The organism is Haladaptatus halobius, assembly GCF_020618475.1.
In the GTDB taxonomy this organism is placed as follows: domain Archaea; phylum Halobacteriota; class Halobacteria; order Halobacteriales; family Haladaptataceae; genus Haladaptatus; species Haladaptatus halobius.
Genome location: NZ_CP085336.1, coordinates 623,861 through 650,070, shown reverse-complemented (window position 1 = coordinate 650,070; position 26,210 = coordinate 623,861). Strand labels below are relative to the sequence as shown.

Below are 26,210 nucleotides of genomic sequence, written 5' to 3'. Positions count from 1 at the left end.
TCCCCGATCCGTCGCCGACCTATACCGTCACCGTCGCGGTGAACATGGGGTGTCGGAGTGCAGTCTCCACAGGCGGTGATTCGGAGTGAACCACTCCTACATCTTACAGACCGCGAGAAAGGACATTCCACGCCGCGTTCGCATCCCTATCTGCTTCGAACCCACACGAGGGACAGGAGTGTTCACGAACCCACAAAGGCTTCTCCGTCTCGACACCGCATGATGCGCATTCCTTGGTCGTCGCTCTCGTGTCAACCGTCACGAAGTGCGTCCCCTTGCGTTCGCACTTGTATTCAAGCAATCGGAGGAACATCCCCCACGAGGCTCTCGCTCGATTCTGAGAATTGCCGGGGAGTTCGACCAACCCTTTCGCGTCCAAGTCCTCGACCGCCAAGTCGTACTCGGTGGCATAGTAGTTCGAGAGTTTGTGTAGGAAGTCACGACGCTTCCGCCTCAGGTCAGCGTGGCGTTGAGCAACCACCGTCCGCTGTTTTTCCCAGTTCTTGGAGCCGTGTTCCTTCCGCGAGAGGTTGCGTTGGGCACGTTCGAGTCGGTCACGTTCTTCACTCAACTCAGTGCTTTCGATGGCATATCCATCGGTATCGTGGGCGTACTTCAGAATGCCCACGTCGATACCAATGACGCTTTCGGGCGTCTCTGGCTTCTCAAGCGGTTGTACATCAACATCAATTCCGTATCCCTTCCCTACTGCGCTACTCGGTCGCTTCGCTCTCTGCGTTGCTCCTTAAGGAAGGAGACTTAGCGCCTATTTCCAGTTAAAACCAAATCCGATTGAGAGTTGGGACAGGGAAAGCACCGCGAGTGCCCTGAGAGCGCTCGTGGTCTCTCGTCAGCTAGTATCCAAGAGGATTCGCCTCGAGAGTGACGATAAATGGTTCTTAGGTTTGCATGACACCCAATACCAAAACTGTTTGCTCGTTAGCTAGATACTGCCGTACTTCCTCACGACTCACTTGCGAGATCGGACTGGGGGCCGTGGTGACACGCCCTCAAGACATCGTCCACGGCCGTCGGCCGGATGCTCCAGCTCAGATCACTCGCGGTCGAAGCGATCGAGACTCATCACCTTGGCCCACGCGTCCACGAAGTCACGCACGAATTTCTCCTCTGCGTCGTCGCATCCATAGACCTCCGCAATGGCTCGAAGCCGGGAGTGCGACCCGAAGATGAGGTCCACGCGGGTCCCCGTCCACTTTACGTCGCCCGTGTCACGATCGCGTCCCTCGAACACGTTGTCGGAGCCTGGGGTCGGTTCCCACTCCGTATCCATGCCGAGCAGGTTCATGAAGAAGTCGTTGGTGAGCGTCCCCGGGTGGTCGGTGAAGATACCGTGGTCGTCGTCGCCGTAGGTGGTATCGAGCGCCCGCATACCGCCAACCAGGACCGTCATCTCATCGGCCGTCAGATTCAGCAGTTCCGCCTTGTCGACCAACAACTCTTCCGCTGGTCGGTCGACCCCGTCCTTGAGGTAGTTCCGGAACCCGTCTGCTTTCGGTTTGAGTGCGTCGAAAGAATCGACGTCGGTCTGTTCCTGCGAGGCGTCTGTACGTCCAGGTTCGAACGGCACTTCTACGTCGTACCCGGCGTCCTTCGCCGCCTGCTCGACGGCCGCGTTACCACCTAGCACGATAAGGTCGGCGAGCGAGACTTTCGTCCCGTCGCCCCGCGAGGCGTTGAACTCCGTCTGAATACCCTCGAGGGTCTCCAGCACGGTTGCCAGTTGCTCTGGCTCGTTGACCTCCCAACTTTTCTGCGGTTCGAGACGAATGCGGGCCCCGTTCGCGCCACCGCGCTTGTCGCTGTCGCGGTACGTCGATGCCGACGCCCAGGCGATCTTAACCAGTTCGGAAACGGACACCCCCGAATCGAGAATTTTCTCTTTGAGCGCGTCGATCTCTCCCTCACCGATCAAGCTGTGGTCGACATCGGGGATAGGGTCTTGCCACAGCATCTCCTCGTCGGGAACCTCTGGGCCGAGAAACCGAGACGGCGGACCCATGTCGCGGTGGGTCAGTTTGTACCAAGCCTTCGCGAAGGCGACCCCGAACGCCATTGGGTTTTCTTGGAAGCGCTCAGTGATCTCTCGGTAGTCCGGATCCTTCTTCAGGGCGATGTCTGTCGTGAGCATTATGGGAGTTTGTTTTTCCGACAGGTTGTGCGCGTCTAGCACGGTATCCACTAACTCCTCGCTTTTCGGCGTCCACTGCCAGGCACCGCCGGGACCCTTCTCCGGCTCCCATTCGTAGTCAAGCAGATTGTTGAGGTAACCAATGTCCCACTCAATCGGCGACGAAGTCCATGGACCCTCGATCCCGCTGGTGATCGTGTCGGGCCCTTTACCGGAGCCGTGTGTGTTTTCCCAGCCGAGACCCTGTTTCTCGATGGGGGCCGCTTCGGGCTCGGGGCCGAGGTTGTCGGTGTCGTCAGCACCGTGGACCTTCCCGAACGTGTGTCCGCCAGCGATGAGGGCGACCGTTTCCTCGTCGTTCATCGCCATGCGGCCGAACGACTCTCGGATATTCTTCGCCGACGCCTCCGGGTTGGGCTGGCCGTCCGGGCCCTCCGGATTCACGTAGATGAGCCCCATCACGGTAGCACCGAGCCCCTCTTCGAGCTCCCCGTCGTCGAAGCGCTCGGACGCTTCCCACTCCTCTTCGGGCCCCCAATCGACGGCATTGTCGGGCTCGTAGACGTCCTCGCGGCCCCCGGCGAAGCCGAACGTCTTGGCTCCCATCGACTCTATGGCAACGTTCCCGGCCAGGATGATCAGGTCGCCCCACGAGAGTTTGTGGCCGTACTTCTGCTTGACCGGCCAGAGCAACCGGCGCGCCTTGTCGAGGTTTGCATTGTCGGGCCAACTGTTGAGAGGCGCAAAGCGTTGAGTACCGCCGGACGCGCCGCCGCGGCCATCGCTAGTGCGATAGGTGCCGGCACTGTGCCACGCCATCCGAATGAAGAGCGGCCCGTAGTGGCCGTAGTCAGCCGGCCACCACTCCTGCGACGTCGTCATTACCTCTTCAATATCCGCTTTCACCTCGTCGAGGTCGAGTGACTCGAACTCCTCGGCATAGACGAAGTCCTCGTCCATCGGGTCGGTACTACGAGCGTTCTGGTCGAGAATATCCAAGCTCAGCTGTTCCGTCCACCAGTCGTGACTGGACTTACTCATCACCCGATAATCGTTGCTTGCGCATATTAAGAGTATCCAATTAGGTGGTTAAATACCTCCTGAAACACAAGAAATGTATTGGTTCCACGAACATCTGTCATTGGTGGGTTCGCATCCCGTGTTCAGCACAGGTTGTGTGCGCCACTACGATGTTCAATTCCACCCGGAGAGCATTCTCACCCCGCAGGCAAGCGCATCGTGGAGAACTTCTGTACGACGATCACCGAATGAGGCCAGGTCGCATTCCATAACCTATCGTTTGATTGTGAAGACGTGTCGGGCCCAAAAGCAGCAATCAATTTTAAAAGGGCCGAGCGGCTACGGATAAGCGTGAAGCGAACCATCAGTACCAGCGATGCACCGGAAGCGGTCGGTGCGTACAGTCAGGCGACCACAAATGGCGACCTCCTCATCACGGCCGGACAGCTGCCGCTGACGATAGACGGAGAGTTGCTCGACGACGAACCGGTCGACCGACAAACCGAGCAATGTCTAGATAACGTCGGGGCTATCCTTGAGTCCGAGGGGCTCTCGTTTGACGATGTTCTCAAGACAACGGTTTTTCTCGACGACATCGACGACTTCGACGCGTTTAACGACGCCTACAGCGAGTACTTCGAAGAGGAACCGCCTGCGAGGAGCGCCGTCGAGGCGGGCGCGGTGCCGAAAGGCGCGGCGGTCGAGATCGAGGCCATCGCGACCACAGAGTGAGAAGTCTGCTCCAATCCACGTCGACGACATCCGAGGAACACAGCTTCGTCTCGGACAGTTCTTTTTCCGGATCTCCTGAATTAGACAAGTAGGTCCGTAGAATCAGTAATTCGACCGCGGATGCGACGATGAGAGCGTCGTCTCACCGACCGGGATGAACGATTTCGACGAGGAGAAGGGGAGTGAGAGCACGCAACTCCTGCTTGAGGCGATTGACGGTGGCCCCGGCGGATGCGGCGTCTCCGGCACCTAAACGCGCTGCGTGCCGGCGATGCTGGAGACACTTACCGAGGGGCAGCGCCCGGAGGAGAAACCGACGATGTGGCCACTTAAGACTGAGGTGGACGGTCTCGGAGTAAAGACGGGTATCCCTCTCTACAGCCTCGGTGAACACCATCTTCGCCCGTTTCATGGTGTCGCCCACATCGCGTACCACCCCGAAGAGTCGATGGTCGACCTATCGAAGCTCGCTCGCTCCATGCGGTGACAGTCGCGACTGACCACGCAGGAGGCGCTGACAAGCGAGATCGCAACGGAGCTGGCCGACGAATCGACGCCGGCAGCGTCGCCGTCGAGGTTACCGCGACACATGAGTGAGGCGATGCGGGGCGTCGAGACGTCGACGACGACGCGCAAAAGCGTCAGCGAACTGTCGGCGACCAATCGCGAGTAGTTCCTCGAGTCGATTCGCCGCTCTCCTCCTCGTGGTGAGCGTCCTCGGGGTCGTCATCGATTTCCGGCTCGTCAACATGACCGAGTCTGGCGATTCCTGTCTCGGATTGGGCTTGTCGCTCCAAGAGCAACGGCGCTATCGTCTGACGCGGCGTAAACTCGGCCTCGGCGGACGGCCCAGTCGGGAATCGTGGTAGTCAGCGTTGGCGGACGGGCGGCCTCGAGGTAGCTGTACGCCGACGTCACGACGGTGAGACGTCGGGTATGGAAGCGAAGGTGTTCGGAGAATCGGCCGTGCGATGGTTCGTCCGCCTCCGACACGCCACCACGTCCCCCAGTCGGACGTAAAGGGATGGGCCTTGAGTGACCAGCTTTCAGTCGTCGTCGTTCGGAACCATCCGCTCCGACGACCCGGTGTCGTCAGTGGCGGCTGATTCGTCCCCTCCCGAGAGCAGCGGGTCGACGCGCTGAAACTCCAGAGCCATGCCGGCGATAGCGACGACCGAGATGACGGCGAACGGGAAGCCGGTGATGATCGCCGACGAGCGGAGAGCGTCGATGCCCCCGCCGACGATGAGCAGCGACGCGAGGCCGCCCATTAGCGCACCCCAGATGACGCGATTGACGGTCGATGGGTGTTGCTTACCGCCCGTCGTAAGCATTCCGAGCGCGAGCGTCGAGGAGTCCGCCGAGGTGATGAAGAACGTGACGACCAGCAGCATGAACACGGCGGAGAGTACTCCGCCGAATGGTAGCGCACCGAACAGTGGGAAGCCGGAGACGGAAACGCCGTACTCGGCGACCATCTCCAGCATTGGGGCGACGCCATTGCGTTCGAAGAAAATAGCGCTGCCACCCATCGTCAGGAACCACGGAGTGGTCGCCGCGGTCGCGCCAATGAGTGCCGTGGCGACCACCTGACGGATCGTCCGTCCTCGGGAGATACGAGCGACGAAGAGCCCCCCGAACGGCGCCCATGAAAACACCCAGGCCCAGTAGAAGACGGTCCAGTTGCCAACCCATTCGCCGGTCCCCGTAGCGTTGGTGTACAGTGCCATCCGGAGAAACTCGACGAAGTAGTTCCCGACCGCCTGCAACCCGGTGTTCATGACGTAGTTAGTCGGCCCTAGGAGGAAGGTCACTGCCGTCAGCACGGCGAAGACACCCATGTTGAACCGCGAGATTCTAGCGATCCCCTTCTTAACGCCGAGCGCAACGGAAACGGTGAAGGCGACCGTCAGCCCCGTGATCACGAGCACCGTTCCGCCGTCACCAATCGAGACGTCAAAGTTGTACCGAAGCCCGGTGAGGAACTGCTTCCCGACGAACCCGAGGGTCGTCGCGATGCCCCCAACTGTCGCGAACACTGCCATCACATCGATGGCCTTCGCCGGGAGCCCGTCGAGGTTGTCGACGCCGACGAACGGGGCGATGAGGGTTGAGACGCGCATTGGGGCGTCCCTGCGGAACGCGTAGTACGCGATGGGAAGAGCGACGACAAGGTACGGCACCCAGTACGATATTCCCCAATGGAAGAGGGTGTACTGAATCGCTCCGACCGCGGCCGCCGACGACTGCGGGTCGGCCCCGATTAGCGGCGGCACCGTCTGGTAGTGCTTCAGCGCCTCCGCGGGGCCCCAGAAGACGATGCCGGCCGCGATGCCGGCCGAGAACATCATGGCAAAAAACGACACTAGCCTGAACTCCGGATTCTCATCGGGCTTTCCCAGTTTGATTTTTCCCCAAGGGCCGACCATCAGCCAGAGGCTGAACATGACCATCAGGAACATCGTCCCGACGTACACCCACGTATACTCCGTCCAGAGAAACTCGTTGACCCGTCCCATCATCTCTGCTGACGCTTCCGGATTCAGGAAGAACACCGATATTGCGAGTAGCGACGCCGAAAATCCCACACCGAAGACGCCGAAGTCAAGTTCTTCGACGAATCGGTTGAATGCCGCTCGTATTTTGACCATATCATTGAAAACCATCCGTCGAAGGATGATAAAACCCTCACCTGCGGTTCGGACCGCGGACCACGATAGTGCGGTAATATCCGACCGAGAGGGCTAATACCCTCCTCAAGCCGTGATTCGACAACGGATCACTTGTGACGAGTCCCTCCGATCAATCATATTACTTAGTTTATGTGTTGTGTTCTTACCCCGTTGGAACGTGACGGCGGGTCCACGCCGCGCGTCGATTGAGTTCTGGGGAGGCAGAATAACCGTCGGCTGACATGCAGTAACGCTTTCTCCCCCTGTTTCGTGGGTTGGGTCTGAGGAATCTTCCGGCGACGGCCGCGGCCGCACTCGCGCCGTTGCTGCTCGCTGTTAGGGTAGTGTCGATGGTGAACAGCTGGTTCTAGTGGCCGAACCTACTCTTCCTGAGCGTGGTCCTCGTGACCTACTGGGCGGAGTTACCCAACCGATCCCCTTTCTCACTCCCGATTACGTCGTTCTCGTGATGTCACTGACAGGGTAACCGGCCGCCTCGACCGAAACGATGATCGACGCCGAGTGTTGCTCGCCGTTGGTCTCGACGTCGAATACGAGGTACGCCTCGTCGACTTCCAGATCCTCGACGGATCGGTCGTGGCGAACGTTGCGGATGTTGGTCCCTTGATCGGCGATACAGCCGGAGATCTCTCGCATCTCCCCTGGCTGGTCGTCGATGTGCACTCTAAGTTGGATAAGCTGTCGTCGGTCCGTCAATGCGTGGACTAACACCGTCTACAGCTGCGTCATGTCCAGATTCCCGCCGCAGAGCAGCGGCATCACCATCTCGCCGGCGATGTCGAGGTCGTCGCTCAGAAGCGCCGCGACCGACGCGGCGTCCGCTCCCTCGACGACCTGCTTGGCCCGTTCGAGGAGCACGAGGATGGCCCGGGCGATCTCGGTGTCCGGGACGGTGACCACCTCGTCGACGTTGCGCTGAATGATTTCAAGCGTTGTCTCAGAGATGCCGCCGGTCGCGATACCGTCTGCGATCGTATCCACCTGATCGAGCGTCACTGGCATCCCTTTGTCTAAGCTCTTGTGAACCGTCTTAGCCCCGGTGGCCTGAACATCGACAACGCGGGTTTCGGGAGAGAGGTGCTGATGGCCGTCGAGATCCCCGAGATAAGCCCGCCGCCGATGGGACGACGACGGTGTCGACCTCGGGACAGTCGTGATACATTTCGATGCCCAACGTCCCCTGGCCGGCGATGATGTCTGTGTCGTCGTAGGCATGTACAAACTCGGCGTCGGTCCCCTCAACCGCCGACTGGGCCTGCGACATGGTCTCCTGAAAGTCCTTCTCAACGAGTTCGACTGTGGCCCCGTATTCGCGCGTCGTGTCAACCTTCGTCTGCGGGGCGTTCTCTGGCATGTAGATTGTCGAGTCGGCCCTGCACTTCGTTGCGGCCAGCGCGACCCCCCGGGCGTGATTGCCAGCGCTCGCCGCGACGAAGCTGTCGACGTCACGGTCGACGTCCTGACTGATTTTGGTGTACGCTCCTCTGGTCTTGAACGAGCCAGTCCACTGGAGGTGTTCCATCTTCAGGTACACCTCGGCGTCGACGAACTCACCGAGCGAGGTGCTCCGCTCGACCGGCGTCCGCTTCACGACGCTGCCGTCGTCGAGACGTTTGGAGACCCGTTCGATATCTACGTACTAGACGGGGAGTCCGTCCGAGCTATTGTCAGTTATAGGTTCGTGGTGAACGTCATATTCGAGTGGCCGGTCACGACCTACCGCAGGATTTTCTCCCGGCCGGGGTCGAACAGCGGCTCGTCGCGCGCCGTCGCGTCGTACAGTTCACCCTCACAGCGGATCTTCACCGACGTCCCGGCTTCGGCGTACTCATTCGGCAGGTATGTGTAGGCGATCGACTCGCCGATCGAGTAGCCGTAGTCGCCGGCCTGAACGTACCCGATTGGCTCGCCGTCTTTGAGCACCGGCCGCCCGCTCAGGGCAATGTCGGTCGAGTCGTCGAGTGTGAGGGGGGTGATCCGGGAGTCGATCCCGTCCTCCTTCGCGCGTTCAAGCGCCTCTCTGCCGACGAAGTCGGTGTCCATATCAATGGCGAAGGGAAGACCAGCCTCGAACGGGTTCACATCGGTATCGATGTCAGTCCCCCAGAGCCGGAACCCCTTTTCCAGACGCATCGACTCCAGAGCGCCGCCGCCCATTGGTCGTACGTTGAGATCCTGCCCGGCCTCCCACAGCGTCTCCCAGAGGCGCCGACCGTACTCGATCGGCGCCCACAATTCCCACCCGAGCTCCCCGACGTACGAGACGCGAAGGGCGATGACAGGCACCTCGCCGACGTACATCCGCTTCGCGCTGAAGTACGGGAAGCCGTTATCGGTGACGTCGGCGTCGGTACAGCGCTGGAGCAAGAGTCTGGACTTTGGCCCCCAGAGACCGATGGTCGACTTCGCACCCTCCTCAATGTTGACCGAGACGGTCTCCGGGGCGTGCTCTTTGAGCCACGAGCCGTGGATACGAGGGGAATTGCCGCCTCCGGTCGTGACCATGTACTCGTCGTCGTCGAGACAAACGACGGTGACGTCCGCGAGGATGCCGCCCCCCTCATTCAACAGGAGCGAGTAGCGCACCTGACCCACCTCGAGATCCATATCGTTGCTGCACATTTGCTGAAGGTACTCGCCGCTCCTCTCGCCCGAGACCATGATCGAGCTGAAAGTAGTCATGTCGAATATCGACACGTGCTCTCGCGTATGGAGGTGTTCGGCTCCCTCAATCGGCGAGCGGTTAATCGCCTGCCAACCATCCTGTTCAGGAATACGGTCCTCGTACCGGTTGACGAGGTCGGCGTTCGTCTCGTACCACTGAGCCGACTCCCATCCACCGCTCTGCACAAACTCGGCGCCGAGGTCGCGCTGCTGCCCGTAGAAGGGGCTAGTGCGCAGTCCACGGTGGTCGTCAGGCTGCCAGCGCGGTTCGACGATGCTGTAGACCTGCTCGTACCGCTTTGCCCCGCGGTCGACAAAGAAGTCCTTCTCGCCGACATGCGGCTCGAAGCGCCGCACGTGGATGGCGCTGGAGTCGACAGGCCCCGAGGGGAGCCGCGGGACGCCGTTCTCCATCCATTCGGCGATGATGCGACCGTAGCCGGCAGAGTGAGTCCACCAGATAGCGAGCGCAGTCCAGAGCCCATCAACCTGGGCCGTCTCGCCGACTGCAGGCATGCCGTCGGGCGTGAACACAAAGATGCCGTTTTCGGTGACGGCATACTCCTGGTCCGTGCTGGCCGGCAGTAGCTCGTCGAACGCCTGCTTCGCGGACTTGTCCCGATTGGGATGGGTCGGGCGTTCCCAGTGTTTCTTCGTGAACCCCCGGACAGACGCCTGCCGATCCTCGGTGTTGGACCCCATCTCCTCGGGGTCAACAGACAGCGTCTCGTGATTGTATGACCCCATGCCAAGCGCATCGCCGTGGGTTCTAAAGTATAGTGAGTGATCCTGATCGCGGCCGACGGGATGGGTCGGCCCCTCGCTCATGTACTCCTGGATGTCCCGATTGCCGGGAACGTCGAGTCCGGCCGTGTTTTCGCCGACTGCGGCTTCAGCGTTTGCCAGTTCCTCCATCGGTTCCGTGACTACGTATTGATGCTCAACCGGCGCGATAGGTAGGTCGATCCCGGCCAGTTGCCCGGTCTGGTATCCCCAGTTGTTTGTCGCGATAACACACCGCTCGCAGTCAATCCGGCCCATATCGGTCACGACCGCCTCTATCTCACCGTCGGATACGTGCAGGTCGGTCACTTCGGTGTTTCCGACGAAGGTTGCGGGTGTATTCTGGATGTACCACTGGAGGGTCTCGATACCGTCGACACGACCATCGGTCGGCGAGTAGTAACCCCCCAGTACCTCGTCTTCGTTCACAAGCGGGAGCCGCTCGCCGACTTCTTCGGGCGAGAACAGTTCGGGGTCGGGTAACCCGTAGGAGGTCGCCCACTCGATGCGGCGCTGGAGGAAGTCCATGCGCTCCTCGCTCCGTGCCAGTTCAATGCCGCCGACCTCGTCGTACGTCCCGATATCGGAGAGAAAGCGGGTCGTATAGTGAGCCGCCTTTGTCTGTACCTTTGATGGCGACGTCTGGAAGACGATCCCCGGCGCGTGGACCGACGACCCGCCGGTGACCGGTAATGGGCCCTGATCGACGACGGTGACGTCCTCGGCTCCGAGCTCCGTTAGGTGGTATGCGACGCTACACCCCACGGCGCCGGCGCCGATGACGACGGTCGTCGACTGAGTAGGAATGTCTGTAGTTTGCATCTCTACCGCGATCAATTGCACTGTTGGTATGTTAAATACATCGGTACCCTCGGAGACCCCCCGCCTCAGATCGGTCTGGATTGGCGTTCTATCGCCGTCGTAGCCGGAATTCGTACAGCCTCGCGGGCGCCACACTCGCGGCCGCATAGCATGACAAACCACAATAAATCAGCCACGTGATGCATAACCTACGCGCGAGCTGCCGGTTGGTCACCGGTCACTAGCCGAGAGACGGCTTCTCGCGGGCAGCGGTGTCGTCGCACCCACCCTCGTACGAGATCTTGACGTGATTCCATGGCTCTGCGTACTCCGGCAGAACGTGAGCGTGACGCGGGTGTGACGGTGGAGCAGGACTCGGGGCGTGGATGTATCCGATGGACCCGTCGCCGTTCGTCGGGCGTTGGCCCGTCTGACCGCCTACTCGTCGTCGATACCGAGACCGACGATCTCGGGGACAGAGTGCATCTCCGGACTGCGGTTCATGAACCTAGCGCTGGCACGCCGCTCGCAGGCTTGAACGTGGGCATCACGCCCCGTTCCCCGGTCGAAGTTGACTGTCTCGCAATATAGAAGTAGGTGAGTGTGAGCGCCGCACGGTCTACTCTTTCCGTTCGGGTGTAACACGACCTAACAGATCAAGGATAACTAACCTTCTGCACTCCCGAGAAATGCCAATAGTATCGCCGTCATCCCCCTGTCCGTTTTTGAGCACCGCTCGGCAGCGATCATATCTCTTGATCGATAACCTTCCAGAGAACACAAAGTTTCAGAGAGGCAAAATATTTTGGCGATGGAGTGGCCGCGGAGGGTCAGTGTTCATTTCCTCGTCTTCACGCCACGATCCCCTCTTTACTCAACGTGGAAATCCGCTGACCGTCCGCAATTCAAAATAACCATTACAGCACCATGCATGTAACGATATGGTCCATACCACAAGTGATATTTCACTCAAATATGTAATGAGAGGTATTAGCGGAGGTTGCGAATCGAGGGCAGAAATGGGAATCCAGCGTCGAAGGACTTTCCAGAGCAAAAATAATAAAGTAAATGATGCTCACCCCGATCTTTACACATAAGGCTCTCTGGTTGCCAATGGCGAATCTACCATTACATGACTATGCGTGTAATGCTTCACTCCCAACTATTCCGGAGCGAGTTTTTCCCATATTGGGAAACTCCAACGAATGAGTGCCTTATCATTCTCTATCAAACTCTGGAGAACAAAGAACTCAAGTCCTCTTACGCGGATATTCCTACAAGTGGTGTATCTGAATATCACACCTCTGGCTTTCTCAAATATCCTGTTTCGACATATGGGGAACACTCCTTTTCGAGACGTTTTGTAACGATTCACTAACCCGAATCGAGATTGAGAAGACCAGCAGAAATGTCTGGCACAAAGCCGTTACTAAAATCGTGAATCAGGTCAGAAGCTAAATTCAGTTACGGAGTCCTTCGGCTATCTTGGAAGCGTCGACCGCGTTGGTCACATCATAGCGACCGCCGATACCGGCCTCGAGGATCGCGACGTCGACGTCTTCGACACCGAAGTGGTGGATAGCGAGCGCGGTGAGAACCTCGAAGTGTGTCGGCATATCATCGTCTATCTGAAGTTGCTCGAGACAGGGATCGATACGCTCAACGTACTCTGCGGTTCGCTCTTTCGGTATGGGTCGGCCATTGACACGGATCTGTTCACGAAAGTCCTACATCCAGACCAGCAGTCCGAAGCACGCTCTCTAGCATACACGTTGTACTCCCTTTGCCGTTAGAACCGGCGACTTGCACGAAATCGGCGTTGGCCTGCGGATTTTTGAAATGGGAAGGCATCTTGGCCGTCGTCTCCGTCTCGTGTTTGGGACGACGCCGTCGCAGGGACATCAGGTAGTCCGCCGTTTCATGATACTCCATGACTCATACCCACAGCGGCGACCTGATTAACTGAACGACGAGATTACAGCCAAATCGGCAACGGTGGTGACTGAATCACGCACAAGATGCGGTATCGCCCCGAATCGGAGGCCGTCAATTAGGCTTGCGATAGTCGGTGACTGGTTGGCTCGACTGTCCGGCTAGGTCGGTTGCGATGAACATCGAGCCCCTATTTATGATATAAATTATATTTTGTGTAACGTTACGCATCCGCTGGACGACCGCAAACACATCCTATCCCAATGTTAACAAATATGACAATATTCTCACCGTGATGCGATAAAACCTCTGAGCACAATGCTTGTATCCGACGAGAGCCAAGAGCCAATTCCAACGGACTACAAGAAAGCACAGTCGACCAATATGGAACCGATCTGGGAGTTAGTCGAATCGTAGGGCCTCGGTCTCAACGATCTCCAACGTTGCTCGGTCGTCGAATCCATCATCACGCCCGTCCCGGGTGGTATAGGGCCACTGACGCTCGTATTGATCCTCCGCAACGTCGTCGACGTTACAGCAAGTCAGGCGGGCATCGAGGTAGCGCTCGAAGGAAATTGACGGAAGACAATACAATAGGACTGGTAAACATCGAAGAGGTCTGAGAATCAGTGTATGACTGATTTCGATCAAAGCATAGTATAAAGTACCCGCACCGTCATCTATTGATTGGGTTCCGCAAATATGGGACTCGTAGCCCTAGTCCCATATCACATAGCGGGCCCCTTCCAGTCATACTGGAGGTCTTGCATCCCTACTACACCTACTTTTATTCCGCCCACCTACCGCAGGTACTGCATCCTTTCGATGCCCGGAGAATACCGTTTGAACTCCGCACGGGTTAGTCTCATCGGCAGATGAAACAGGTTCACTGCCTCGGGGAGTGACCCTGAGTCAGTTCACAGTCGAGCACGCGATGGAGGCAAGCGCCGGCCGTGGTCGAACAGCGCACCCGTAAACCGATCTTCAAAGCTGAGTGACTGAAGGAGGTTGTGCGAGTTCATTTGCACCGACCAGTATCCAGACGAGTGGGATGGAAACCGTGTCCCGAAGCGGTAAAAGGAGGCCGACCGCAAGACCGACTTGGCTGCCGCCGGCAGAGAACGCGACAAGGCCACTGAGCGCAAACAGGAAGTGTCGCTGGCCGGCCGTTGCGTCTGTGTCGATGTCCGATGCGACAGCTCGCGAACATCCTGTCGCTACCGTGAAACGAAGGCCATAAACAAACTCACTTCAGCGGCAACTACCAACGTTATCAGCGTACTTGTCCCAACCATGTTGTCTCACCCGTAATCAGTCGCTATACGGTGTTTAACTGTCGAATGCATTCATTCTCCCTATCTTGAACATGGGAATTTGTTTCTGCATATCGGTCATCGTGAAGACGTTGGACAACAAGACGCTGTCTCGGGCTCATCCCGAGTGTTAATATTGGTCATTGACTCTTTGGTGAGAAGATTGACAGGCGCAGCATCTACAGGTACCGCGACGACTTCCTCAAGTGACGCAAGCAACATTCGCGGCCCTGCCGCCGAGGGAAGTTGTTTATGAACACGCTTGATTGCTGACTGGCGGTACAGCGCATGCAATGGGTCGATTGTCCCGTCAGGGTGTCGAACCGCTAGCGCTGCAGGCGGCGTATTAGACGTGTGAACGCTGTCTTGGAGCTTGTTGACAAGCCATTGGATGACTGCCGGCGAAAGTAACGGCATATCACAGCCACAACTGAACACCCAGGATGTATCGACGGTATCTACTGCGCCGAACACACTAGCCAACAGACCTTCGAATGCCTCATCGTCAAACACGAATGTTATGTCACGGTCAGACAGTACGTCCGCATACGTCTTCCGTTGGTCGGCGGTTCGGATAGCGGCTACTAGTGGCTGATCCATGGCTTCTGTGACAATATCGACAACGCGACCGATCAGCGTATGATTATCGAACGTTGCAACGGCTTGGTTTACATCGGCGTCGCCGAAGCGGCTGCTCTGGCCGCCCGCGAGTACAAGACCAGTCACATCCAGAGCAGTTTCAATCGATTCCGTCACTATGGGTGTCCTCCTGTTGGACAACTACTCGGTTGATACGCGCGACAGTTCGAGTCGCCAAACGTTCGATAGCAGTACGGGTTCTACCACCTTCATCACGGACTGCGATCAGGGCGAGACTTGTGGTTCTCTCGCGTTCCTCGCGCAGCCGAGGGAGTTGCAGTTGACCAATGTATCGCGCAGATCTCCATCCGATTCGGATTCGTGGGATCAAACCGCCTCTATACACTTTATTTCCGCCTGCTCGGACTCGTAGTGTTTGAGTGCTTGAGAGAGCCACCCAAATGAAAGTGCGTCATAATAACACGATATATAAATAACCTCTTCAGAATAGAATTTACACGGCGGTGAACTCCGCATTCTACTCTTGGTAGCCGGAGGTATATCGATCGATACCAAACAAGGAAAATCGCGATCACTCATTGATATTGCTACACTGGGGCAGCAAGAAAGGGGAACATAGGGTGACCGTGAACGATCGTGATTGGGACAGATAAACATACTACACCATCCTTTTCTAATTCTTTGGTGCGGTACATTGCCACAGCATCAAACTGGCCATGTTCTACCCAGTGCAGGAACGAGTTCTTAGAATTGGCCATGGTTTAATCCTGTAGTTACATATTTTGATTAAAAATGCTCACTCAAGTGGCGTACAGGTAGTCAGTTGTGCTTTCACCGAAGCAGGATGTAGAGATGAAATACCAATTGAAGTATTGTCAGTCGGTGCTATCGGCGTCAGAACCTCCTTTCACACTGGTGACTATCCCATCACTAGCAGTGTTCACGCTGACGTCTTCCTTCGTGGATATATCCTCAATGCGTTCGGCGAATTGATCAGATTCGAGGATCTCATATTCTTTCTTAAGCCCGAGGTATATAGTGTAACACATCAGACAGAGAATGACCGCGAATGGCAGTCCAGTTGTGATCGACGCTGTTTGCAGTGCGCTCAGTCCACCACCCACAAGTAGGGTGGCTGCGACAACGCCTTCGGTAACTGCCCAGAAAACTCGTTGTATCTTCGACACATCATGCTTACCACCCGAGGTTAGGTGGTCAACGACCAACGACCCTGAGTCGGAGGATGTAACAAAGAACGTAATTACGAGGAGAGTGGCAAGTAAACCGGAGACACCGCCGAGCGGGAACTGTTTCAGCAAAGCGAACATTGCGACTGTCTGTCCTTGATTCGCGACAGCTGACGCGATACCGCTGCTTCCCACCAACTCGACCCAAAGAGCTGAGCCTCCGAAGGTGGCGAGCCAAAGGAACGAGAACAGAGCAGGGAGGAACAATACCCCTAGGACGAACTCCCGAATCGTGCGGCCTTTTGAAATGCGCGCAATGAACATACCGACGAACGGTGACCACGCGATCCACCAGCCCCAGTAGAAGATTGTCCAGTTCCCCATCCACTCTTTGACGGTATAACTGCCGAGTTTGGTTCCGCCACCGATTGTTCCTGTGAAGAAGCTTAGCTTGAAAAAGTTGCCCAAGTAGGTGCCGAATCCCTGAGTGAAGCTTCCGAAGATGTAGAGCGTCGGACCGACGATGATTAAGAACGCTAACATGGCGAACATCAGGTAGATATTTATCGTGCTTAGGCGCTTGATGCCGTTGTCGAGGCCTGCTGCGACCGAGGCCGTCGCAATAGCGGTAATCGCGGCGATGAGAATTATTTGTGGAATCGTCCCTGTGGGGACATTCACAATACCGAGGATGTTACCACCGACATATGAGAGTCCAGTGTTGATCTGTGCGACGCCGAGACCAAGCGAAGTTGAAAGACCAAACAATGTCGCGAACACCGTAATTAGATCGACAATATGTCCCGGCCATCCATAGATCCGCTCGCCGAGCAAGGGCCAGAAAATTGACCGAAACGTTAATGGCAGTCCACGGTTGAACGAGAAGAAGGCGAGTCCGAGACCGACTAATGCGTAGATGGCCCATGGGTGGAATCCCCAGTGGAAGAACGTTTGTACAATTGCCACAACGGCTGCCTCGGAGGTGCCACCTTTTGCGTTGAACGCGGGCGGAACAACCATGGAACTCGAAGCACTGCTGCCGAAGTGCCACATTGGTTCGGCGACGCTGAAGAACATAAGGCCGATCCCCATACCAGCGCTGAACAACATGGCCATCCAAGCGAAGTCACTGAACTCCTTTTCAGCTTCTACGCCGCCAATCCGTATCTTTCCATACTTGCTGAATGCAAAATACAGGAGGACGGCGATAAACAGATTCACAGCCAGGATGTAAAACCAGCCGAAGTTACCCGTTATAAAAGTAAAAATAGTACTATACACTTCCGACGCCTGGTTACCGAGAATGGTTGTCACCACAAGGAACGCGACAATGATAACCAGTGAAATCGGAAACACAACTGGATGGACATCGAATCCCCACTTTTCGATGTTTGTATCACCAGGCTCACGATCCGTTTCCGGGTGTAACAGATCCACTTGGAGACCGTTCGACAGCCCGTCCATTTCTTTATCACTATCTGACATAATTTATCGCTTTCTGTAATGTTGCAGCTTTCGATCGAATGTGCTCATGTTCTAAGGTTTTAATACTTCGAGATTAACTCGTACAGTACTTTTGGTTTTGGTATGTATCGACTCAAGGCTCTATTCCGGTATTAGAACCAAACGTAACCGAGTTGTGTGGTTCTACGTTATATGTTGGCGAGCCGCTTCACAGCACTGAACTTACGAATACTACGTTTGCCCGGATGCGTTATCTAACCTCACACAAAGGCATTCGTGCTTATGTTATAAACCCTGGGACTGAGATTAGAATGACACCGACAGTTTTAGGGTTTTGGTTGTGAAAATAAACCTTCTTTTTAGGATGAGTCGTCAAATAAATAGACGCAAGAGCCTGAATACTGACTAAGTTTGTTTGCTACTTGGAACCCCATTTATCTTCAATAATTTGTGAGGAAAAAGGCGTTTCGAGACTCTGATATAGGTGAACTAATGGTGTTCAGAATGATTATAAATCGAGTTTCATGGGCTGCTAGCCAAAGTATCAATCAACTCATTCTAAAAATGGTTGAGACAGACCTCTTCCTCACGTGAACCTGAATCTAATGCGACGACAGTCTGTCATTCCAGGATGGATGATCTCACCGCAAAAGACCTGCAGCGCCGACTCATCGTCACCACCGCTGGAATCCCCGAGATGATAGATGGCGAGATACTCTCCGAAGATGTAACCATCATTGACGTTGGTATCACTCGCGTCGACGCCGACACGGAGAAAGGGTACGAATTCGCCGGCCGCAACCATCCACACCGTGCACGTACCGACCGCGCGTCAGTGAACCCATCGAGGTTTGGAATCGGGAGAGACGACGTATCGTCGTGCACGACAGATGCATTCGCGTCCGGAAGCACACATGTCGGTTTATCGAGAGCGGCTGCAACATCCTCTGCCTCCTCGAGTGTCGCGTTCGCATAGAACGTGCTCTGACCCTCCGTGGTTGCAATGACGAGCGGCTCGACACTCGGCACACCTGTCGATCCGACTTCCACGATTGAGGCATCAGCCTTCTCTGGCGCAGCCGCTGCGACCTTCGTTGTATCACACCCGGCGATCCGTACTACTATCGGTTCCGCGAGTATACTGTCAGTCATTACAAGCTATTTATCTTTGCCGTCTCTCTGCTATCCAAAAACTCATCGGATTAAATCGTTATCATATGGTTTTTAACATGACTGAACACCCCATACTCCTTGGGATTTTGTTATCCGTTCTAAGCTAGAAGGAGCTTGCTTCTGTCGTCGTATAAATTCTTAGTAAAATAATCTGATCTTGAAAGGGGTGAATACGAGAGAAGCAACGGCATCGAGTGGTAATGTTTCACGATGGCTCGAAGAGTATGCACAAGATGTTTTGTATGTGTTGGCGGACTACTAACCCGAGAATATGATTTCGTACCAACCGAAAATATAAATGATACTTGAATGGTAGCGTTTGGCACGAACTATCGAAATCGAGAATCAGCTACGTGGGTACTTTTCTGCAAATAAGTGGACACGAGTGTAACACGCGAAGAAAAGCGCTTCGTTCAGGTCGTTCCGCAGAAACTACGAAAGAATGTGCCGCCTTAGGTGTCGAGACAAAGAGCCTTGATAAACGAGTACTCTCAGTTGTGGTTTGGGGAGAGTCCGTGAGCATATTCTCTTCCCAGATGGTCTACACCGACATCTTCGTCAACGGAGCGCAGTCTTTCGGGTTCTCTCCATAACCGAATATGGATGACACCCATATGAATATGCGGAGTACTCCTCGTTAACAGTCATTGTGAGACATAGCCACACATAGTGTATGAGTAGCGCCATAGACTCAGACTCCGATCGAACGACCACCACGATACGCGTCATCAAGGCGGTCGCGAACGTCCTGGGCGTCGAACCGATGGATCTCGACCCTCCCCTTGGGACCGTGCTCGATCCAGATGCGCTCGATATCCTCTGTCGAACAGATGGTCACTCCTCTGTTTCGGTGCAATTTCAGTACGTGGACTGCAATGTCACAGTCGAAGACGGCGATGTCGTTGTCGAAAATCCACTGACGCTGAACAGTGATCGGTAACAGCGACTTTATCCGAATCGCTCGGGGTCAAGCTCCGGGGCACTCGGCCAGTTCCGCCTGTAGAATGCAGGAGTGAAACCTCTCCCCTCGTTGCATCCGCGCTTTCTGCCAGCGTTCGCTGGTCGGTGATAGCCGAGACCGTCACTTGCCGTACCATGGATAAAAAGGGCTGAAGCGTGGATTAGTTCGGCAGTTCCTTTCGTCCATTTCTCACGCATGGCCAGCACGGGAAATCACCGAGGCCATCGCAGTCACAGTCTTCTGGTTCGGCATCGTCTTCGTCCTCCGAAGGGAACGCCTCGAGCGTCCCGTCGGCGATTGCGTTTTCGACTGCAGCCATGTGTTTGCAGTAAGCATTGCGGTGCACGTGATGCGGACACGTGCAGGCCATCAGTTCGTCGGTCACGTCGTCGATCGAGACGACGTGCTGGTTATCTGCGGGCGTCTCGTGACTCTCATTCGTAAATTCGATGAGTTCGGGGCATCATTAGGAGGGCAGCAAAACAGCTAATCCCATCCATCAATTGATTAAACGCACCCGGTAGGAAGTACTTACCATCAAAACCTTCGAATGGGCTTCTTGTTACCAAATTCAGGAAGTAAGTAGCTAAACTACTCACTATGGATGTTTGTATGCAACTAATGTCCGACGGGACTCCCCCAGAGGTCGATACGAAAAGTTTCCACTCCAACAATCGCGGCGCACTCTAGTTCAGCTCCTCGGGTCAACAATCATCATGGGGGCGATTTCCGGGTCTGTTGCTGGTGGTGACAACAACGATAGCAAATGCACGGTTGCTGGTCACGAAGACGAGCAGAGTGATTCCTTCGGTTTGAATGGTCTATCACTCACCGACTACGAGTTCCATCTCGAGCAGTTTCAGTTCACGCCAACTATCGATGGTGAAACAAAGGAGATGATCACCATTGAAGGATTTGAGGCGACTGTTAAGAACGATGTCGTCACCAAGATGGATGTCGATTCCATCAAGATACACGATGACCATGAGGAAATCATTATGGAATTGGTCAATTATCTCACAGATATCGACATTCCCGATGGATTCAATACCGCTCCAAATGCGGTCTACGAGTATCTCGATCAGATCAATACTCAGCAATTCGAGCGTCTTCAGGCAGCCATGGAAAACAAAGATAGTACGGACACACGCGAACACTGCCTCCAGAACAGCGTACCAATGGATGCAGAAACTGAGGGGTACGGTGCGGGATTCATACTGATCTTAATCCTTTTCATTCTGCTGGTCACTGCATAAAACAGTCTCAAAAACGTTGTGTTCGATATGTACTGCCGAGAGCGAGAGCTGGTGGCTCGATCAACCACGAGGCCGAAGAGATTGTTCGTCAGCCGCATATCTGTAATGACGACGTGGATACTATTCCACACCGTGATTCTCTCGGCGTTCTTCCAGGCATCGACATGCTTGATCGTGATTTCAGAACCGTTGGAGACGTGAACACCGTGATTCCAGCCTGTCGTTTTGACTGACCGAACGGTCACGTCGGTCACGCCCCGCGGGTGTGAGACGGAAACCGCTGTGGAATCGGTGGCGCTATTTCTACGAAGGGTATGCCTCCGTCCCTGCAGCGTGACGTGACTTTTATTGGTTTGAATACAGCTATCTGTTAGTTTCCCACCCTGAGTGTCCTGTGTTAGTTTGTACGCTTCCTCGTGTGAAATGATGGTACAGTGCAAGACTGGCTGGGGCTTTGCCTGTGTCAAGCTATCTATGGATGGAAGATGAACCGTGGAACTGGTTGCCGCAAGGAACACCCCAAGCGCTAAGACGACGATCACCCATCGTTTGAGAGACTGGCGGGGAAGGGTGGGAAAAGAACATTTCATTCCAGTGGCCAGCGAAGCTCAGTCGTTTGGTGAGTGCGAGAAAGCACTCAGAGACGAGAGCACGGATCACTTCCGTACTCTTGACTCTGTACGGCGAAAGTTGCCGCCTGAGGCTTTTCCACACCGGTTCAATTGCGTTCAGAAACTTCGTGGCGGTCAACCCGCGAGGGAACAACTAAGGAGTGTGTGGCATTTCGACGAACAAGCCGTTGTGGGTCCGTGAACAGTCCTCTCCCACCTGTAGGTTTGAGGCAGTTAGAGACGTGAACGCAGCGTGGAATGCTCTTTCTCGTTGTCTCGGCAATGTAGGAGTGGAATACTTTGAATCACCGTTCTTGGAGACTGCACTCCCTGTGAATACGCCTGTATCTGCAAAGCAGATCGTGGAAGTAGAAAGCCCTCCGCTCAGAGAGCGAACGGCGTCAACCGTGAATAGAATAGGGTAGTCCAGCACCCGGAATCTTCATAACGCCTTTCCTTGCTGTGCTCGCTTTCGATTCATTTCTTCGACAGCGTACCCTTCGGCTTGGATGGACTCGACTATCGACCGCGATTGTTCCATGCCACTGGTTTCGACCTCGAACACGAGATACGCTTCACCGATGGCCAAGTTATCTACCGACCGATCGTGCCGAACGGTGCGGATATTTGCACCGTGGCTAGCGATTACACCAGAGACTTTCTCCATTTTCCCCGCAGTATCTTCGATTCGTACACGCAGTTGCAAAAGTTGTTCGCGTTCGGTAAGTGCATGAATTAGGACCGTCTGAAGCATGGTCATGTCCAGATTGCCGCCACAAAGTAGTGGCATGACCGTCTCATCACGTACGTCAAGATCATCACTTAGAATGGCTGCGACAGACGCTGCCGCAGCACCCTCGACAACTTGCTTCGCTCGCTCTAGCAATAAGAGAATTGCACGCGATATTTCTGAATCGGTAACAGTAACAATCTCGTCAACGTGCTCCTTAATAAGGTTAAGTGTGAGCGACGAAATCCCACCGGTTGCGATACCATCGGCAATCGTGTCGACTTCGTCAAGCGTCACAGGAACGCCCTTATCGAGGCTTTCGTGGACGGTTTCAGCGCCAACCGCCTGAACGCCAACAATACGTGTGTCTGGCGACAGTTGTTTGATAGCTGTTGAGATACCACTGATGAGTCCACCGCCGCCGATGGGAACAACAACTGTATCGACGTCTGGACAGTCCTCATATATTTCAATACCTAAGGTACCCTGTCCAGCAACGATGTCGCAATCGTCGTACGCGTGGACGAACTCAGCAGCGGCGTTCTGGGCTGCTTGGTTCTGTGCGTATTCCATCGCATCTTGGAAGTCTTGTCCGACGAGTTCGACAGTTGCACCGTATTTACGAGTTGCATCTACTTTCGCCTGTGGTGCAGTCTTCGGCATCACAATTGTCGAATTTGCATCGCACTTTGTAGCTGCAAGCGCCACACCTTGTGCGTGGTTGCCTGCACTGGCAGCAATGAACTTATCGATGCCACGTTCGACGTCTTGCTTAATTTTGTTGTACGCTCCTCTTGTCTTGAACGACCCAGTCCATTGGAGATGCTCCATTTTCAGGTACACATCTCCGCCAACAAACTCACCAAGCGATGTACTCTGTTCGATTGGTGTTCGTTTGACTACTGTCTCATCGTCTAATCGTTCGTTTGCTCGTTTAATATCCTCGTATTCGATTAAGGTTTCTTGGGGTTCACTCATCTTATTTCCATTGTAGCTCTAGTTTAGTGGACGATACAACAATTGGTTATTACTTTATCATGGCATTGTCATACTAACGAACGTTACTTAAGAATCTTGTTGCGGCCCAGGTCGAACAGGAGCTCATCACGTACTGTCGTATCGTAGTATTCTCCTTCGCATTGAATCTGAAGAGAGGTTCCAGTCTCGGCCAATTCTGTTGGCAGGTACGTGTAAACAATCGATTCCCCGAGCCCCGATAATGACAGTGTCTGCTTGGTCCGGCAAGCTATTGTTTGCGTTCATAACGTGACATCGAGAGATGCTAACTGGCAGCAGATATAATTACCGTTTACACTAACGCAGACCAATTATAGTAAATATTTGGACATTTAGAGGTCGTAATTTGGAATCTACTTAACAGTGATAGAGGTGTTATTTTCTACTTGATCGTACGGGTTGGTGATCTGTAGCACAAGTTGTCTCTTCCAGAATGCTACAGCACATACAACACAAACTATGTAGACACGAATAAATAGGAAACAGAAAATGTCAATTGCACTGAATTCTGAGCGACTGCGAGTCTATATTGCTTCAGCACTCAGTCTCAGCCGTGAGTTCTGAGATAGCAATAAGTGGAGATTAGACGCCTACCTGCGCAATTTTCCTAGTTAAAGTTGATACAGTATACAGTCGATCGGGAGAGAATAATAATCTATTTAACACCGACATCGCTTGGTTGTCATGGAATGGTAGACTCAATTCCGCTACAGACAGCGACTAAGTTGATCGAAGCAGCAGAAGAGAAAGCGGAAGACATCGATAACCCGATGGTCATTACTGTTGTAAATAGCGAAGGAAATCTCATTGCCCAGCATCGGATGGATAGTGCTTGGCTAGCCTCTGTTAGCATCTCGCGGAACAAAGCTTACACGTCGGCTGCACTGGACATGCCGACCCACGAGCTGGCCGAGCCGTCTGAGCCGGGCAACTCGCTGTATGGCCTGCAAACGACTGACGAGGGTCGGATTGTTATATTCGGTGGGGGCTACCCACTTGAGCGAGATGGTGAAGTTGTCGGTGCAATCGGTGTTTCCGGTGGCGAAGTCAGTCAAGATCAAGAGGTTGCCGAAGCAGGTGTCGCACACTGGCAGGACCTTGACGAGGGGAAAACAGTCACAGCAGACGACTGATTGACGTCGGATAGACGTATAGATAGGGTGTCGCCCAGGGTAAGCGTTTAAACTGTCCCACACAAATTCCAACACACCATGGGTCGTGAGGTCACGCTACTCCCCAATCCCGCGACCCGACATTTTGTACTCGAATTGAGGGCATTTCAATACAAGAATCAGTTCGAGATTCATTTGATCCAGAAATAAGATTTATAGTAGTGTTACTCTGTTTGATCTGAGAAACCTTTTCGGCATCCTGGATGTTGATACAGTGTCAGTTTTGATATTTCAGACATAGCGTGCAGTCTTCATCTGCCTTGATTCGCCATACCCATAGAGCGTGAAAAGAATGTACCAGCAGTGTTCAAATCACGGCTACCCCAGAATCCATAGGCCAGATAACTGTGTTCTCGCATCTATGGTTGGGTTGTGTATTCACACCACAGTTCAAACATACATTCATCGTGTCTCTCAGGTTCAGTGAACTACGCGACAGTCGGAAACATCTGCCTTATAGTCCAGTATTCGAACGAACTTTCACCACGCCACAGATATCGTGCTCTGGCTATTCTATGGTCCTCGAACCTTCGGCAGAATAGTTAGTTTATAAAGAGCGTAAGGATGCTCGAGATATACTATTCCAAGCCGCGAAAGAAGACGAAGAAATACCGTGTGATGATCTCGTCCAATAAGCCTGAAAGTGAAAGAGTAAATTCTCCAGATCCCCGCTAGATTATAGCCATGTTCATTATTACGGGTTAACTGTTTTTTATAGCTGGTGTATTGGTACCGTTGTATGACTCAGTGGGATGATTCCCAAACCGAATCTGTAAGTGTAGATATCACAGAGAAATCAAACGCATTGCCAGCCAAGTACTTCACTGACCCAGAAATTTTTGAATTGGAGAAAGATAAGATATTCGGCCAGTATTGGGTTTATGCCGGTCACGCAAACTGCATCAAAGAAGCAGGGCAGTACTTCACTCGCACAGTTGGAGAGCGACAACTAATCATCGTACGTGGGCATGATGGAGAGGTCAAAGCATTTGATAACGTCTGTGCCCATCGTGGCTCAAAGATGGTTGACGACACCCCAATGACTGACCCCGGAAACGCTCGTCGGATTAAGTGTCCATATCATCTCTGGACGTACGATCTCGAAGGAGAGCTTAGAAGTACGCCTAAAAGCTTTGAGGAAGCTCATCTGAATCCTGATCTTAAAGATGAAAACGTCCAGAAATTTGATTCCAAGGAGAACGCCCTAAACGATGTACACGTGGACTCAATTGGACCACTCATCTTCGTCAATCTGAGCGACGATCCGATGCCACTTGACGAACAGGCTGGCGCGATGAAAGATCGTCTGGAAGCGCTTCCACTCGGCAAATACGAACACGCAAATCGCATCGTTTCGGAGGTTGAGTGCAACTGGAAGGTATTCAGCAGCAATTATTCAGAGTGTGACCACTGCCAAGCGAACCATCAGGACTGGGTAAAAGGGATCTCACTCAACGAGTCCGAGCTCGAGGTCAACGACTACCATTGGGTGCTTCACTATACTCACGATGAAGATGTGGAGGATGAACTACGAATTCACGACGAACACGAAGCCCAGTTCCACTACTTCTGGCCGAACTTCACGGTCAATATGTATGGTACCGCCGACGGCTACGGCACATATATCATCGACCCGATCGACACCAACCGATTCCAGCTCATCGCAGACTACTACTTCGAGAGTCCAGAGCTCTCCGAGGAAGAAGAGGAATTCATTCGAACAAGTCGTCAACTGCAAGAGGAGGACTTCGAGTTGGTTGAACGCCAGTGGGCAGGACTGCAAACAGGTGCACTTTCACAAGCACAGCTTGGGCCGAATGAACATACTGTCCACAGATTCCATCAGCTCGCACAGAATGCATATGACTCCTAACAGTGCCTCCTATGACCAGTGTTCCCCACCCTTCGACACGTGATCAATAAAGGAACAGATGTGGTACATTAACGCATTA

At 54.3% G+C, this 26,210-nt stretch carries 16 protein-coding genes and 5 pseudogenes; 11 read left to right on the top strand and 10 right to left on the bottom strand.

Translation table 11 applies throughout. From position 1 onward, the window contains the following. Window positions 1–19 precede the first annotated feature (19 nt). Window positions 20–697 (bottom strand): annotated as a pseudogene (locus tag LIW51_RS20090) (RNA-guided endonuclease InsQ/TnpB family protein); the annotation flags it as partial. Between the two features lie 357 nt (window positions 698–1,054). Further along, window positions 1,055–3,190: a catalase/peroxidase HPI gene (gene katG, locus LIW51_RS20085; protein ID WP_227378207.1), complete on the bottom strand. Its 2,136-nt coding sequence runs from the start codon at window positions 3,188–3,190 to the stop codon at window positions 1,055–1,057. Between the two features lie 330 nt (window positions 3,191–3,520). Here katG and LIW51_RS20080 point away from each other — a divergent pair, with 330 nt between their 5' ends. The 3 genes from LIW51_RS20080 to LIW51_RS20065 all read left to right on the top strand — a co-directional run bounded on the left by LIW51_RS20080 (window position 3,521) and on the right by LIW51_RS20065 (window position 4,770). Next, window positions 3,521–3,901 (top strand): Rid family detoxifying hydrolase, encoded by a 381-nt coding sequence (locus LIW51_RS20080; RefSeq protein ID WP_227378206.1) that lies wholly within the window; start codon window positions 3,521–3,523, stop codon window positions 3,899–3,901. Window positions 3,902–4,172: 271 nt separating this feature from the next. After that, the gene (locus LIW51_RS20075; protein ID WP_227378205.1) at window positions 4,173–4,388 is read left to right on the top strand and encodes a GTP cyclohydrolase I; all 216 of its coding nucleotides are present in this window, start codon (window positions 4,173–4,175) and stop codon (window positions 4,386–4,388) included. A 220-nt stretch (window positions 4,389–4,608) separates the two neighbouring features. Next, window positions 4,609–4,770, top strand: coding sequence for a hypothetical protein (locus tag LIW51_RS20065; protein WP_227378204.1), 162 nt, complete (start codon window positions 4,609–4,611; stop codon window positions 4,768–4,770). A 177-nt stretch (window positions 4,771–4,947) separates the two neighbouring features. Here LIW51_RS20065 and LIW51_RS20060 read toward each other — a convergent pair whose 3' ends face one another. The 3 genes and pseudogenes from LIW51_RS20060 to LIW51_RS20050 form a co-directional block, all read right to left on the bottom strand. After that, the gene (locus LIW51_RS20060; protein WP_227378203.1) at window positions 4,948–6,552 is read right to left on the bottom strand and encodes a BCCT family transporter; all 1,605 of its coding nucleotides are present in this window, start codon (window positions 6,550–6,552) and stop codon (window positions 4,948–4,950) included. Between the two features lie 474 nt (window positions 6,553–7,026). Beyond that, window positions 7,027–8,224: pseudogene (gene ilvA, locus LIW51_RS20055) on the bottom strand (threonine ammonia-lyase). 86 nt (window positions 8,225–8,310) lie between these two features. Continuing rightward, complete coding sequence (locus LIW51_RS20050; protein WP_227378202.1) at window positions 8,311–10,863, bottom strand: GcvT family protein; 2,553 nt, start codon at window positions 10,861–10,863, stop codon at window positions 8,311–8,313. Window positions 10,864–11,157: 294 nt separating this feature from the next. Here LIW51_RS20050 and LIW51_RS20045 point away from each other — a divergent pair, with 294 nt between their 5' ends. Further along, window positions 11,158–11,433: a hypothetical protein gene (locus tag LIW51_RS20045; protein ID WP_227378201.1), complete on the top strand. Its 276-nt coding sequence runs from the start codon at window positions 11,158–11,160 to the stop codon at window positions 11,431–11,433. Window positions 11,434–12,335: 902 nt separating this feature from the next. Here the strand turns inward: LIW51_RS20045 and LIW51_RS39320 are convergent. After that, a pseudogene (locus LIW51_RS39320) lies at window positions 12,336–12,774 on the bottom strand (dihydropteroate synthase); the annotation flags it as partial. Between the two features lie 447 nt (window positions 12,775–13,221). Here LIW51_RS39320 and LIW51_RS39315 point away from each other — a divergent pair. Next, a pseudogene (locus LIW51_RS39315) lies at window positions 13,222–13,353 on the top strand (hypothetical protein); the annotation flags it as partial. A gap of 812 nt (window positions 13,354–14,165) precedes the next feature. On the opposite strand, the gene mobA reads toward LIW51_RS39315, so the two are convergent. Continuing rightward, window positions 14,166–14,843, bottom strand: coding sequence for a molybdenum cofactor guanylyltransferase (mobA, locus tag LIW51_RS20020; RefSeq protein ID WP_227378198.1), 678 nt, complete (start codon window positions 14,841–14,843; stop codon window positions 14,166–14,168). 719 nt (window positions 14,844–15,562) lie between these two features. Then, window positions 15,563–17,359 carry a BCCT family transporter gene (locus LIW51_RS20015; RefSeq protein ID WP_227378197.1) on the bottom strand — a complete coding sequence of 599 codons (1,797 nt, stop codon included), beginning with the start codon at window positions 17,357–17,359 and terminating at the stop codon, window positions 15,563–15,565. A gap of 547 nt (window positions 17,360–17,906) precedes the next feature. Here LIW51_RS20015 and LIW51_RS20010 point away from each other — a divergent pair. Both LIW51_RS20010 and LIW51_RS20005 read left to right on the top strand, forming a co-directional pair. Next, a complete protein-coding gene (locus tag LIW51_RS20010; protein WP_438267401.1) occupies window positions 17,907–18,314 on the top strand; it encodes a hypothetical protein in 408 nt (135 codons plus the stop codon). A gap of 870 nt (window positions 18,315–19,184) precedes the next feature. Next, the gene (locus tag LIW51_RS20005) at window positions 19,185–19,451 is read left to right on the top strand and encodes a HalOD1 output domain-containing protein (protein ID WP_227378196.1); all 267 of its coding nucleotides are present in this window, start codon (window positions 19,185–19,187) and stop codon (window positions 19,449–19,451) included. Between the two features lie 181 nt (window positions 19,452–19,632). Here LIW51_RS20005 and LIW51_RS20000 read toward each other — a convergent pair whose 3' ends face one another. After that, window positions 19,633–19,857: an SWIM zinc finger family protein gene (locus tag LIW51_RS20000; protein WP_227378195.1), complete on the bottom strand. Its 225-nt coding sequence runs from the start codon at window positions 19,855–19,857 to the stop codon at window positions 19,633–19,635. Between the two features lie 331 nt (window positions 19,858–20,188). On the opposite strand from LIW51_RS20000, the gene LIW51_RS19995 reads away from it, so the two are divergent. After that, window positions 20,189–20,728: a hypothetical protein gene (locus LIW51_RS19995; protein WP_227378194.1), complete on the top strand. Its 540-nt coding sequence runs from the start codon at window positions 20,189–20,191 to the stop codon at window positions 20,726–20,728. 775 nt (window positions 20,729–21,503) lie between these two features. Next, a pseudogene (locus LIW51_RS39310) lies at window positions 21,504–21,764 on the top strand (RNA-guided endonuclease TnpB family protein); the annotation flags it as partial. A gap of 17 nt (window positions 21,765–21,781) precedes the next feature. On the opposite strand, the gene ilvA (LIW51_RS19990) reads toward LIW51_RS39310, so the two are convergent. Further along, on the bottom strand, window positions 21,782–23,047 hold the full coding sequence (gene ilvA, locus LIW51_RS19990; RefSeq protein WP_227378193.1) for a threonine ammonia-lyase: 1,266 nt from the start codon (window positions 23,045–23,047) through the stop codon (window positions 21,782–21,784). 728 nt (window positions 23,048–23,775) lie between these two features. Here ilvA (LIW51_RS19990) and LIW51_RS19985 point away from each other — a divergent pair. Both LIW51_RS19985 and LIW51_RS19980 read left to right on the top strand, forming a co-directional pair. Beyond that, a complete protein-coding gene (locus LIW51_RS19985) occupies window positions 23,776–24,219 on the top strand; it encodes a GlcG/HbpS family heme-binding protein (RefSeq protein WP_227378192.1) in 444 nt (147 codons plus the stop codon). A gap of 778 nt (window positions 24,220–24,997) precedes the next feature. Then, on the top strand, window positions 24,998–26,131 hold the full coding sequence (locus LIW51_RS19980) for an aromatic ring-hydroxylating oxygenase subunit alpha (RefSeq protein ID WP_227378191.1): 1,134 nt from the start codon (window positions 24,998–25,000) through the stop codon (window positions 26,129–26,131). Window positions 26,132–26,210 lie beyond the last annotated feature (79 nt).

What these genes read in the sequence shown, in the direction of transcription:
- katG (WP_227378207.1), bottom strand. Translation starts at nt 3,190, where the DNA reads ATGAGTAAGTCCAGTCACGACTGGTGGACGGAACAGCTGAGCTTGGAT.
- LIW51_RS20075 (WP_227378205.1), top strand. Translation starts at nt 4,173, where the DNA reads ATGCTGGAGACACTTACCGAGGGGCAGCGCCCGGAGGAGAAACCGACG.
- LIW51_RS20060 (WP_227378203.1), bottom strand. Translation starts at nt 6,552, where the DNA reads ATGGTCAAAATACGAGCGGCATTCAACCGATTCGTCGAAGAACTTGAC.
- LIW51_RS20050 (WP_227378202.1), bottom strand. Translation starts at nt 10,863, where the DNA reads ATGCAAACTACAGACATTCCTACTCAGTCGACGACCGTCGTCATCGGC.
- LIW51_RS20045 (WP_227378201.1), top strand. Translation starts at nt 11,158, where the DNA reads ATGGCTCTGCGTACTCCGGCAGAACGTGAGCGTGACGCGGGTGTGACG.
- LIW51_RS20015 (WP_227378197.1), bottom strand. Translation starts at nt 17,359, where the DNA reads ATGTCAGATAGTGATAAAGAAATGGACGGGCTGTCGAACGGTCTCCAA.
- LIW51_RS20005 (WP_227378196.1), top strand. Translation starts at nt 19,185, where the DNA reads ATGAGTAGCGCCATAGACTCAGACTCCGATCGAACGACCACCACGATA.
- LIW51_RS19995 (WP_227378194.1), top strand. Translation starts at nt 20,189, where the DNA reads ATGGGGGCGATTTCCGGGTCTGTTGCTGGTGGTGACAACAACGATAGC.
- ilvA (WP_227378193.1), bottom strand. Translation starts at nt 23,047, where the DNA reads ATGAGTGAACCCCAAGAAACCTTAATCGAATACGAGGATATTAAACGA.
- LIW51_RS19985 (WP_227378192.1), top strand. Translation starts at nt 23,776, where the DNA reads ATGGTAGACTCAATTCCGCTACAGACAGCGACTAAGTTGATCGAAGCA.
- LIW51_RS19980 (WP_227378191.1), top strand. Translation starts at nt 24,998, where the DNA reads ATGACTCAGTGGGATGATTCCCAAACCGAATCTGTAAGTGTAGATATC.